Raw genomic sequence first — 12,226 nt, 5'->3', positions numbered from 1 at the left:
CAGCTACCTTCGGGTAGCTGTTTTTGTTTATGTGTTTGCCCTTCTTGTTTTAGGCTTCTTTAAGGGTTTGATAGCCAGCCCAAATACGGGTCACGGTCGTAATCCAGCACAGTGTACCGAATATCCAGGCAATCAAAGCGAAGTGGGCAGGGAATAGGCAGAACAGTATAAAGCAGGTAATGGTTTCGGTACCTTCAGCTAGACCACCAATATAATATAGCGACTTCTGCTTATAGACTGGACTTTCTATGTTGCGCTTACCGGCCATGATAGCAAAGCTAAGAAAGCTCGAGCCGGTGCCGATAAAAGAGAAAATAAGGAAAGCACCAGCTACCGCATTGGCATCAGGGTTCGCCAAAACAAAGCCGAAGGGCACCATGGAATAAAACAGAAAGTCCAAGGTGATATCGAGAAAACCACCGCAATCGGTAATACCTTGGCGGCGGGCGATTGCTCCATCAAGTCCATCGAAGATACGATTGATGACAATAAAGCCTAAGGCCCAACTATAGGCTTCCAAAGCTAAGGCGGGTAAGGCGAATAAACCAATCACAAAACCGGTTAATGTCACTTGGTTTGCCGTGATACCAAGTTTGTCAGGTAGTGCCGAGAAAGTGGTTAGGGGCCAGCGGATCACTTTGATCGCGTATCTATCTAGCATGGTTGTTGTTCCTGATAAGCGGTTGTCCATGGCCAATTTAATACACGGCCTTGTGGTGGGATATCATCATGATCATGGGTGACCATGATCGCAGGGATCTGGCGGCTGTTGATTTGATCAAAGACAAACTGCCTGAACTCATTTCGCAATGCTTTATCTAGCTTACTGAATGGTTCATCGAGCAGAACAGCATGAGGTTCCGAGAGAAGCATCCGCATCAAGCTGATCCTCGCACGTTGCCCGCCAGAAATTTCACTGGGTTGCTTATTGGCCAATTGAGATAAGCCAATGGTTGTTAGTGTTGATTCGGCCCGCTCAACCCGCTCCTTGCCACGGTAATGGCGGGGAATACCGAACATGAGGTTTTCTAACACGCTTAGATGCGGAAAAAGCAAATCATCTTGAAATAGTAAACCTATCTTACGTTGATCTGGGGCCTGCGCCATCACGCTACGCTCGTTGAGTGCCACCTCGCCGGATAGGGAGAAGTCATTGACGAGGTGTCCGGCAATAGCACTGAGTAAGGTTGATTTCCCGCAACCGCTAGGGCCCATTAAGGTGAAAACTTCACCAGGGCAAACGTCAAAACTGACAGGTGAAAAAAGAGGGGTGTCACCATGTCGGATTGCGAGATTTTTCACAGATAATGTCATCCGTGAGTGTACTCCTTTGATTTATTGGGTATAGAAGGTGTTTGTCGAGAATGTTGACGATAGTGACGCCAACGATTACTCAGGCGATTAGCCACTATCGCGAGAGTAAAGAAAACAAATGGCAGAACGCCTTGAAGTAGACCATAAATTGCCATCACCCTGCGATCTTGACCACTGGCAAGGGCCACAGCTTCGGTCGTTACGGTGCTGATCCTACCTGCCCCGAGCATCTGCGTAGGTAAGTACTGGGCGAGGCTAACACTGATCCCAATGGCAAGGCCAAAGATGATGGCAGGTTGGACTTGCGGACGTTTAACACGCCACCAGGTCTGCCATGCAGTTAGCCCTAAACTTCGGCTACATTGATCCAGGCGAATGTCATAGCTACGCCACGCACCATCCAGCGCCAAGTACATATATGGGAAAACAAAAATGAGGTGACTCCAGATCACCCAAAGCGAATAGTGCTGGCCGGGAACCAAGTAAGTGACTATCTGGATGCCAAACAGCAAAGACAGTTGAGGCGTGACGAGTGGAATAGCGATCAGCCAAGCAGGGATGGCCCTCTGGTATTTCTGGCGGTATTCAAGGCATGCGATCACCAAGAGCAACGCCACGATGCTGGAGATCATCGCCAGCAGCAGGCTGGTTCCCATGAGATCGGCCAATGTCGGGAGCTCTTGCTGCCAAAATCGGCCGCTAAAGCGGCTAGGGATTAAGTCTGGAAAGCGCCATCGTTGAGCAAAAGACCAGACAATCAATAATGGGATGATCAGCACCGGGATCACAATAAACGGGCTATACAAGGCTAAATGACGGGGTGGCTTTCTTGCGACTTGCTGAGATGGTGTCGCCCCATGAGTCAGCCAACTTCGCTTATAGCGCAGGCAAAACCATTCAATAGTACGAATAAAGCCAAGACCTGTGGCTGTGAGCATAACAAGCAGACAAGCACCAGCTGCTGCACGGGGGAGCAGCTGCAGATCGGGTTCGTTAAACCATTGCCATACCAGAACCGACAGGGTAGCAGGGCGTGTTGGCCCCAAGATTAATGCGATGTCCACAACAGATAAGCCATATGCGGCAACGGCAAATAGGGATAACCGTAGCTTGGGAAGCCATTGCGGTAGAATAACCTTGCGCCAAGTTTCTGACTTGCTGTAACCCAAACTGGCTGACACAGCGCTAAGCTGTGTCACGTTGAGCTGTTTGAGGATCGGAATACTCATGATCAGCAAGAATGGGGTTTCCTTGATGGCCAGCGCCAGCATCAGGCCGATCCCATAACTATCTTGAATGAGGTTGTCTTGAATAAGGTGTACTAATACTGTATCTGCGCACCCCAGGGCTTCAAACAGCCTAAAAATCCAACCTGTAGGCGAAAACAGTAAAGCAAAGCCAATGGCAAAGGCAACATGGGGCATGGCAAGCATTGGCGAGAGTGTTCGTTCTAATTTCCGCCAGCGGGTGGTTCCCCAATACCGTTTAAGGATGATGTAGGTGAAATACAAGGCAAGTGCGGTACTGCCTAGCCCAGACAGCAGGCTGAGGCCAATAGACGCATTGAGATTAGGCCATGTTACCACCTCGGCGAATGCATTCAGGTTGACACCTTCAAAGCCCAGCGTAGGAAGCCAAGAAAGTGAAGGGAGGATCAACCCGATAATGCCCGGTAATAAAGGCAAGAAACAAAGAAGAACTGCAACAATAAAAAACAGATGAATCATAAATTACTCGTTGGGTGGGAGTAAGCTCCCACCCTTTAGGCTTAGCCTTTTAATTTTAGCTGCCGTAACGTTTTTGCCATTCCAACTCGATGGCGGTTAACCAGCTTGGATGTGGCTCAGCAATAGATTTAAACAGTGAAAAACCTTGGGTACCACTGTGTGTCAGTGATTCTGGCTTTAGAACCGATGGGTCACCCCAGATTTTGGCATCAGCTTTACGTGCTTGTGCTTCCGGGCTCATCAAGAAATTGATGGTAACCAAGGCACCCGCTTTGGCTTGAGCGTTCCAGGGAATGGCCAAGAAATGAATGTTGGACAATGCACCTTGCTCAAAGGCATACGCTTGTGCTGTTTCTACCAAGTTACCATTCTCAATTGCCGCATTGGCTGCATTGGGATTGAAGGTGATCGCCAGTAGAAGCTGTTGGTCATCAAGCAGTTGGATAGTCTCACTTGTTCCCGATGGGAAACGCTTACCTTGCTGCCAGGCAACAGGGTGGAGCTGGTCTAGGTATCGCCATAACGGTGCGGTGACCTGCTCAAATCGTTGCCGCTCTGCTTGGCTGTCGATGGCTGTGTAAAGCGAATCCGACTTATTGGTCAGTTCCAACAATGCAGCCTTCAGGAAGCTACTACCGTGAAATTCTGGTGGTTGTGGGTAACTTACCTTGCCCGGATACGCTTTGGCTAAACTAAGCAACTCGGCAAAGTTTTTCGGTGGGTTGTTCAGCGTTTCTTTATCATGGATAAAGACCAACTGTCCGACTCCCCAAGGTGCTTCTAATCCTGCCGTTGGTTCAGTGAAGTCTTCATCAATAGGCAAGCGGGTATCAACATATTGCCAATTTGGCAGTTGCTGGGTAAATGGGCCGTAAAGAAGGTTGCTGTGCTTCATGGAACGAAAGTTTTCACCGTTGATCCAAACCAGATCAACGCTGCCACCTTCATTTTTGCCTGCAGCTTTTTCTGCTAACAAGCGCTGGGTTGTTTCGGCGATGTCAGCGACTTTGACATGCTTTAGGCTGACCCCATATTGCACCTGCAGTTGACGACCAGCCCAACGTAGATAGTCATTGATCTCTTGGCTGCCACCCCAGGCATTAAAATAGACCGTTTGTCCATCCGCCAGCTTGACTACCTCATCCCAGCTTTTCTGGAGAGCCTGTTCGGTTGTTGGAGCCGCTTGTGCCGTGCTAAGGCCAGAGGCCAGCAAAAGCGCCAGCCCCAGGAGTGTTTTTTTCATGATGCCTGTTTTCATCCCTATTTTTCGCTCAACGCACCTTCATTGCTGCGCTTTGGTGGTGTTTCAATAGTGTCAACTTGAACACTGTCCGTTGCAGTTACACTTTGCTGGTCAGTGGCTACTTGCTCGTCTTTGCGCATCCAGCGGTGATATTTTTCAACCAGAGTCAGTAGCCCTTGCGGTGCGTTAGCCTGTTTCCAGACACCGGCGGTATATTTTGCCGCTTCGCTCATGGTTGGGTAAGGATGGACTGTACCCAATATTTTGTTGAGCCCCAAACCGTGACGCATTGCCAGCGTAAACTCGGCGAGTAATTCACCGGCATTGTTGCCAACCACAGTTGCACCAAGGATCTTGTCTTTACCTTTAGGTGTGATCACCTTGATAAAACCATGGTCCTCACCATCGGTAATCGCACGATCCAAGTCGTCAATCCCATAGGTAACGATATCAAACTCAATACCTTGTTGCTTAGCTTCTTTTTCATTAATGCCGACACGGGCCACTTCTGGTGAGGTATAGGTTGCCGCTGGCAATACCGAGTAATCGGCTTTGAATTTCTTGAATTGGCCAAAGAGGCCATTCACAGCGGCATACCAAGCTTGGTGGGCGGCTGCATGGGTTAACTGGAATGGGCCAGCGACATCACCAACTGCAAAGATATTTGGGTATTTTGTCTGTAGATACTCATTGACCTCAACGGTTCCGCGCTCAGAGGTGGTGATCCCCAGTTTTTCCAGACCGAAACCCTGTACGTTGGCGACTCGGCCAAGAGCAAGCATTACGGCATCGAATTCAACGGCCTGTGATTCACCGCCAGCGGTTTCAAGTAAAACAGATTGCTGTGGCTGGCCATTTTCATCGGTATGAATCTCGAACTTAACCGCTTTGTAGCCTGTTTTAATGTCTACACCGTCTTTTTCAAGGCTTGATTTAACCAGTGTCGCTGCGTCACTGTCTTCACGGATCAAGAGTTGATCAGCCATTTCGACAAGGGTGACATCACTACCAAGGCGCTGGAAGCTTTGAGCAAGCTCACAGCCAATTGGACCGCCTCCTAACACCAGCAAGCGCTTAGGCTGCTCGGTCAAAGACCAAATAGAGTCAGAAGTGAGGTAATTGACTTTATCTAGGCCCGGGATCCCCGGTACGAGCGGTCGAGCTCCAGTTGCAATCACGATATTACGGGTGGTCATACGCTGGCCATTCACTTCTACTTCCCATGGCGACAGAATAGTGGCTTCACCCGAGACACAGTTTACGCCCAGTTTGCTGTAACGCTCCACGCTGTCATGGGGCTCGATCTTACCTATCACGTTGTGGACGCGAGCCATCACCTTGGCAAAATCGACCTTGGCTTCGCTGGTCTCTATACCAAATTCATTGGCGCGGGTGATTTCTGCCATGGTATGGGCTGCGCGAATAATGGCTTTGGAAGGAACGCAACCGGTGTTAAGGCAGTCACCACCCATTTTATGACGCTCGATAAGTGTCACTTTTGCTTTAACGGCTGCTGCGATGTAAGCGCTAACCAAACCGCCCGCTCCAGCGCCGATCACGACCATGTTTTGATCAAAGTGGCTTGGCTTTTCCCATTCAGCGTAAACTCGACGCTTGTTAACGATTTGCATGACCGCTTTGGCCATAAGCGGGAAAAGGCCCAGTAACGCCAATGAAACGAGAACAGGTGCTGAGATAATGCCACTTAGGCTGTCAATCTGACCAAGCTGAGTACCGGCATTAATGTAGACGGCAGTACCTGCGAGCATTCCCAACTGGCTGACAAGGTAGAACATACGTGTCGATATCGGTGTCAGACCCATAAGTAAGTTAATGATGAAAAACGGGAACACCGGGATCAATCGGAGAGTAAACAGGTAAAACGCACCGTCCTTTTCGACCCCGCGGTTAATGGCCGACAGGCGATGGCCGAATTTAGCCTGTACCCAGTCACGTAGGATATAGCGACTAAACAAGAAGGCGAGGGTGGCGCCAATCGTGCTGGCAAATGAGATCAGCAGCAAGCTCCACCAGAAACCGAACAGTGCAGCACCCAAAAGGGTCATGATAGCGGCCCCCGGCAATGATAGGGCTGTCACCGCTATGTACAGGACAAAATAGATCAGGCTTGATACAAATGGCTTAGCATGGATGGTATCTGTCAGAGCAAGTTGTTGTGCTTTTGCTTGTTCAAGGGTGAAGTATTGACCAAGATCGAATGCGAACCATACAGCAATCAAGGAAACAACAATACTGATCACTAGCAGTTTTTTTCTGTCCATAGTTAGCTCCTGTTATTTGTCCGTCTGTGTAGGGGCATCAGTGGGTTTCTGTTCACTAGGTTGGATTGGCAGTGAACAGAAGCCTTGCTGGGGTACATCTAGTGCGGTGTTAAATTTTGCCGATAGATTCTGAAACGCAATCAATGCGGTTAAATCAACAATAGCATCTTCATCAAGCCATTGTTTTAGCGTTGTGAGCATTTCATCGGTGACGCGCTGACCGGTAATTGTCATCGCTTCTGTGTAGTTCAGCACCGCGCGTTCTTGTGCATCAAAAAGATCACTGTCTTGCCAGTTGGCAAGGGCTTTGATTTTTTCAACTGAATCACAGCGTTCGGCGAGTTTCATGCCATTGGCATCAACACAAAATGCACAGTCGTTTAACTGTGACACCTGGACACAGACTAATGAACGGACTACTGGGCTTAGCGGGGAAGAGCGGCGGTCCAAATAGCCGAAGAAGCCAGCAACGAGCCAAAACAGGGTAGGGCGACGACCCCATAGCTTTGCTGGGTTGAGGATCTTGCCGTAGTGGCGTTTTTGTAGCCATAGCAGTGGCTTGATAAATAGCGAGTAGTTCTCTTTGGCGGAAATGCGCACGGTGACCCCTTGTCTCTTCAATATGCTACTGTGAGCCTATCTAAATGGCGGTAGTAATTATTACCGAAATTATCAGATAGTTATGAGACAAAGACCCTATTAGGAAGCAATTTATTTCACGTGAACGCAGAAAAAAGTGTCTAGTTGACCGATATTTGAACAATTTGAGGCTTGGACTGAGTGATAACCTTGTCCGTAGACGGTTCAGTTAACACAACATAGCTGCATGCCAGTAGAGGAACGAAAGCAAGAAGCATGGTTTTGCCAATGTGGTAATTGCGATACCAATACTTGCGTGCTCTAACTTTTAATAATAACCCCCAGAGCAGCAGGATAGCGTTTAGGCTGGCAATGGATACTAGCAAGGGGTGAATTGATTGATAGGTTGTGATGTTATTCTGTACAAGAATAAAAGCCACTATGGGAGGAAGCAGGCTGAACAAAACAAGTAAGCGCATAATTCGCGGCCACTTGTTAAACTTATCCTTGAACATCTGATCACTTTGTCCTGGAAAAGGTTTGGAACAGTTCATAATTACCCCCCGGAATTAACTTAGCACTTATTTTACTAGTGTCAGTGTGCAATAAAAGGGTGTTGAGTGATTTATAAACAGCATTGTGAGGCGATTCAATTTTTCACGATATTTGACAAAAAGCTGTCATTAGAATGATTGATTATTGACACGTATCATTTGAGCTGTAAATACAAAAAAGAGATCTCAATGATCTCTTTTAATATATGAAATTTGTTGTACTAGCTTAATTTTGCTAGTAATTCTGAGCGGCGATCTTTGGGAATAACCGACCAGTGCTGACCGCTGATTGCCCCTTCAATAGCCCACAATAAATCAATACTGACCGTGCCTTGATGCGTATTTTGTAATGCTTTGAAGGCATTGATAGAACCAGCCTCCAATAACTCGTCAACAGAACAAATACCCGCCTTCTTTAGCATTCTTTCATTGGCCAGGCGAAGGTTAGGCAGGTCTTTTATCCTATCGGGCGATGCCTTCTCTTTAGTTTCTTTATCAACTTTAGCGGCATCAAGAGAGCGGGTTGCTTGTTCGATAATTTTCCCAGATTCATTCCACCATTCTTCAGGAATAGCGTAATGTTTTGTTACAACTGGAAAGCCGCGTTTTTTATATATATATGGCTTAAGCCCTGCTTTTTTAAAATCTTGTTCGTTTTTTGCGTTGGCGCGAAGATGAAGTTTGTCATTCACCACGAGTGCAAACATTGTTTCACCCGCGAAAATTCCAAAACCGCCAAACATAGAGCGAGATTTAACGTTATCGAAACAATTAAATAGGCGTAAAGATTCTTTTAAAATTGGTTTGTCCATGCTTCTTCTCGGTGAAAAATTCCAGGGTCACCTAACAACAGAGCGAGGATTCAAGGATAGCAAATATCAATACATAACACTGTCAGGAAAAAGTAAGACTTTCCTGACATCAGTTGCTATATCCATCGGCAACCCCGCTACCATAAGTTGACTGAGTTATAAAAACCCGACGACTCTTAGGCCGGAAGCTTTGCGTCCCTACCTTTCGGTAGGTTTGCCTTGTTCGTGACAATTTAAGAATATCTCAGATGATATTTTTGAACTTGATCGCAATTTTGAAAATGTGATGTTGATTCCATAAATTGCCGTATTCTTTTTCTTTAAGATGAATGATTTTGTCTCAAAATGATTGCAGGTGCGTGAGTTCATCGAAATGAAAAACGGAGGCGGAAGCCTCCGTTTAAATTTTGAAGAATAAACGCTTCCGGTTACTTAGTTAAGTTTTTTTACCGAGTTGCGGATCACCAGTTCAGGCACCATCTCAAAGACCTGAGTCGCGTGCTCTTTGTCTTTCACGCGATGCATTAGGATTTCTACCGCACTCTTGCCTAAGCGACGCTTCGGTTGGTGAATTGTCGTTAATGGAGGTGAGAAATACGGAGCCAAATCGATGTTGTCATAGCCAATGATAGAGATATCCTCAGGCACGTTAATACCTGCTTGTTGGAAGGTACTGATCATCGCCATTGCCATAATATCGTTGAAGCAGAAAATCGCGGTAGGGCGCTCTTCCATCGCAATGAATTTCTTGGCAGCAACAACAGCAGATTCACACTCGAAGTCACCTTCAATGATCCAATCTTCATTGACGTTTAAATCCGCTTCACCCATGGCTTTTCGAAAACCGTGTAGGCGTTCACGACATGCGGTTTTTTCGCTGTGGCCGGTCAGGCAACCAATGGCTTTATGGCCGTGCTCAATAAAGAACTTAGCCGCAACATAACCGCCAAGTTCGGCGTTATCTTGGATTTGATCGGTATGCGGGCTTTCTGGGCCCCAATCCATGATCACCATAGGGGTCTCTTTCTGGCGTTCGAGCAGTTCCAGCAGTTGTTCATCAAGGTCGGAACACATAACCAGCAGGCCATCGACTCGCTTTTCGGCCAACATACGCAGGTAATCACGCTGTTTTGTAAGGTTACCCTCTGTATTACACAGAATCAGGGTATAACCAGCACCGTAACAGAACTCTTCAACCCCGTGTACGACTTCAGCAAAAAACGGGTTGGTAGACTTAGTTACCAGCATACCGATAGTTTTTGTGGTGTTGCACTTTAGGCTTCGCGCTACGGCGCTAGGCGCATAATTCAGATCTTCAACTGCAGCCAGCACTTTCTTTTGGGTTGCTTCTGCGACGAAGCGCGTTTTGTTAATCACGTGAGAGACGGTGGTTGTAGATACACCAGCCATACGTGCAACATCTTTAATCGTTGCCATAGTTATTCTTCTAATAATAAAGGTCAGAGAACCTTGTAAATTAATACTTTACTCAACAGAACAATAAACTCGTTCACCATCATCTTTTGAGTAGTTCATTGTTCTGTTGGGTACAATCAGCAGAAACGGCAAAAGGCCGCATCACGAATGGGCGGCTTCGTTTCTTTAAGTATGCTGTATGCGTTACATGCCATATCGCATGTGTTGCATTGTTTAATCGCTTGCGTTCACATTTTACTTAGTGTGGCCGAGAGTGCAATGCCTGTTATCTCAAATTGCAAAATTCATCAATTGACTACGCTATTTTGCTTGCATAAACGACAACAGGGCCAAAAATTGGCCCTGTTTTAAATTGCTGTATATTGAATTAATTTAGCGGGTTGATTGCAAATTAGTCATATCCTAAACTAAGCCGCTGCCGCTAACACGATGGGGTAGCCATCGACTGGGTGCTGGGTGATACATACCGGCCAGCCATACACGGATTCAATGGTTTCTGCTGTCAGAGCTTGTTCGGGGGGGCCGTCTGCCTGGATTTTGCCATGGTTAATGATGACTAACCTGTCTGCGTATTGAGCGGCTAAATTAAGGTCGTGGATCACAATGATCACTGCAGCACCAGCCTGCGCCATTTGCTTGGCTACTATCAACGCGTTGTGCTGGTGGGCTAAATCGAGAGCCGATGTGGGCTCATCTAGCATCAATACGCATTGTTCACCCGCTTGGCTTAACTGAGTCAGTACCCTGGCAAAGTGAACTCGCTGTTTTTCACCGCCAGACAGGGTTGGATAGAGCCGGGGAGCGAGATTGGTGACACCGACCATGGCCATTTTCTCATGGGCGATTTGCTGTGCTTGGGCATTGGGGAGTTCTAGCGGCAGAGCACCGAGTTCGACTACTTCTTGAGCTGTAAAGGCAAAAGTTAGCGAACTGTGCTGTGGAAGAACACCGAGGTGGCGCGCAAGCTGTGATGTTGGCCAGTCATGGCGTGGGTAGCCAAAAAAATTAACCTTACCTTCGGCTTCAACTTCTCCGCATAGCACTTTCAATAAGGTACTCTTACCTGCGCCATTTGGCCCCAGCAATGCGGTCAGCTGACCGCTTTTGATCTTGAGTGAAAAATCATCTAACAATACTTTCCCACCAAGGTTAAGTGACAAGCTTTCAGCTTCAATAACGACCTCAGAGGCAGTACTCGTGTCTGTTTGTTGAGATGTATTCGCGTGGTGGCTCATGACAGCTTACCTTTTTGATTGACGAGTAGGTAAATGAAGAATGGGGCACCGAGTAAGGCGGTAATAATACCGACAGGCAATTCAGCGGGTGCAGCAATGACACGGGCTAGCATGTCGGCGATGAGTAGGATCAGGGCGCCTAGCAAGGCTGAAAGCGGTAACAGTGTCTTATGGTTTGGACCTGAAATCATACGGCCAATGTGCGGCACGATAAGTCCCACAAAACCAATTACACCAGTGAGGGAAACGGCAATACCGACACCTGCAGCACACAATAAAATCAACATACGCTTTAGACGCTGCACGTTGACGCCAAGGTGCTTGGCTTCTGCCTCGCCGAGCAAGAAGGCATTGAGTGCGTTGGCGTTGCGGTCAAAAGAAAACATCAGGCCAAGCAAAGTGATGTAGGCAAGGCCAATCCCCGGCCATGTTGCCCCAGCTAATGAGCCCATCGTCCACAATGACAGATCACGAAGTGCTTGGTCATCGGCATAGTAGTTCATCAAGCCCAATGCTGCGCCAGAAAGGGCACCAATTGCCACACCAGCCAACAGCATAATGGTCACCGAGGTGCCATTTTTGTCAGTGCCAAGCTGATACACCACAAATGTACTAACTGCGCCACCAAAGAAGGCGAACACAGGAACGGTGCCCAATGTTAGCAATAATGGAAAGTTGGCGGCTAATGGAGCGAAGATAACGATTGAAAGTGCAGCCCCCAAACTTGCACCACCAGATACTCCAATGATACCAGGATCGGCTAGCGGGTTTCGGAACAGGCCCTGCATGACGGCACCGCACAGCGCTAAAATAGCACCGATGGCCATGCCCAGTAGTGTCCGTGGTAGACGGATTTGGTGGATGACAATTTCGATATGGGCGGGTAAATCCAATGGCAATGGCAATAGTGCTTTAAAACTATCGGCAAAGCTGATGTTCATTGGGCCAACAGCGATGGATGATGTGACAGCCAATACCAGTAATGTGATACCAACAGGAAAGACAATATTGGCGGGAATTCGTTGTAACTGCATCATAGATAT

General features: G+C 47.5%; 11 protein-coding genes and 1 riboswitch. All 11 genes read right to left on the bottom strand.

The annotated features are described in order from the left end of the window. Positions 1-49 precede the first annotated feature (49 nt). Positions 50-661 carry a CDP-alcohol phosphatidyltransferase family protein gene (locus ACVA53_RS02655; protein WP_255042361.1) on the bottom strand — a complete coding sequence of 204 codons (612 nt, stop codon included), beginning with the start codon at positions 659-661 and terminating at the stop codon, positions 50-52. After that, a complete protein-coding gene (locus ACVA53_RS02650) occupies positions 655-1,314 on the bottom strand; it encodes an ATP-binding cassette domain-containing protein (protein WP_446504438.1) in 660 nt (219 codons plus the stop codon). Before ACVA53_RS02650 ends, ACVA53_RS02655 begins: the two co-directional genes overlap by 7 nt. Next, complete coding sequence (locus ACVA53_RS02645; RefSeq protein ID WP_446504437.1) at positions 1,311-3,041, bottom strand: ABC transporter permease; 1,731 nt, start codon at positions 3,039-3,041, stop codon at positions 1,311-1,313. The genes ACVA53_RS02650 and ACVA53_RS02645 overlap by 4 nt, the downstream gene beginning before the upstream one ends. Positions 3,042-3,096: 55 nt before the next feature. Beyond that, positions 3,097-4,284, bottom strand: coding sequence for an ABC transporter substrate-binding protein (locus tag ACVA53_RS02640; RefSeq protein ID WP_255042364.1), 1,188 nt, complete (start codon positions 4,282-4,284; stop codon positions 3,097-3,099). Between the two features lie 17 nt (positions 4,285-4,301). Then, positions 4,302-6,566 carry a dihydrolipoyl dehydrogenase gene (gene lpdA / locus ACVA53_RS02635; RefSeq protein WP_446504436.1) on the bottom strand — a complete coding sequence of 755 codons (2,265 nt, stop codon included), beginning with the start codon at positions 6,564-6,566 and terminating at the stop codon, positions 4,302-4,304. Between the two features lie 12 nt (positions 6,567-6,578). Next, positions 6,579-7,166 (bottom strand): carboxymuconolactone decarboxylase family protein, encoded by a 588-nt coding sequence (locus ACVA53_RS02630; protein ID WP_255042366.1) that lies wholly within the window; start codon positions 7,164-7,166, stop codon positions 6,579-6,581. A 140-nt stretch (positions 7,167-7,306) separates the two neighbouring features. Then, on the bottom strand, positions 7,307-7,699 hold the full coding sequence (locus ACVA53_RS02625) for a hypothetical protein (protein WP_255042367.1): 393 nt from the start codon (positions 7,697-7,699) through the stop codon (positions 7,307-7,309). A 221-nt stretch (positions 7,700-7,920) separates the two neighbouring features. Beyond that, entirely contained in the window at positions 7,921-8,511 is a 591-nt protein-coding gene (locus tag ACVA53_RS02620; RefSeq protein WP_255042368.1) for a TfoX/Sxy family DNA transformation protein, read from the bottom strand. A 124-nt stretch (positions 8,512-8,635) separates the two neighbouring features. After that, positions 8,636-8,740, bottom strand: a riboswitch (cyclic di-GMP riboswitch). Between the two features lie 203 nt (positions 8,741-8,943). After that, entirely contained in the window at positions 8,944-9,948 is a 1,005-nt protein-coding gene (locus ACVA53_RS02615; protein ID WP_255042369.1) for a substrate-binding domain-containing protein, read from the bottom strand. A gap of 407 nt (positions 9,949-10,355) precedes the next feature. Next, positions 10,356-11,183, bottom strand: coding sequence for a heme ABC transporter ATP-binding protein (locus ACVA53_RS02610; protein WP_446504435.1), 828 nt, complete (start codon positions 11,181-11,183; stop codon positions 10,356-10,358). Further along, on the bottom strand, positions 11,180-12,217 hold the full coding sequence (locus tag ACVA53_RS02605; protein ID WP_446504459.1) for a FecCD family ABC transporter permease: 1,038 nt from the start codon (positions 12,215-12,217) through the stop codon (positions 11,180-11,182). Before ACVA53_RS02605 ends, ACVA53_RS02610 begins: the two co-directional genes overlap by 4 nt. Positions 12,218-12,226: the final 9 nt, after the last annotated feature.

Source organism: Photobacterium sp. DNB23_23_1 (genome assembly GCF_052873815.1).
The sequence above is the reverse complement of the archived record's forward strand: the minus strand, read 5'-3'. Positions and strand labels throughout refer to the sequence as shown.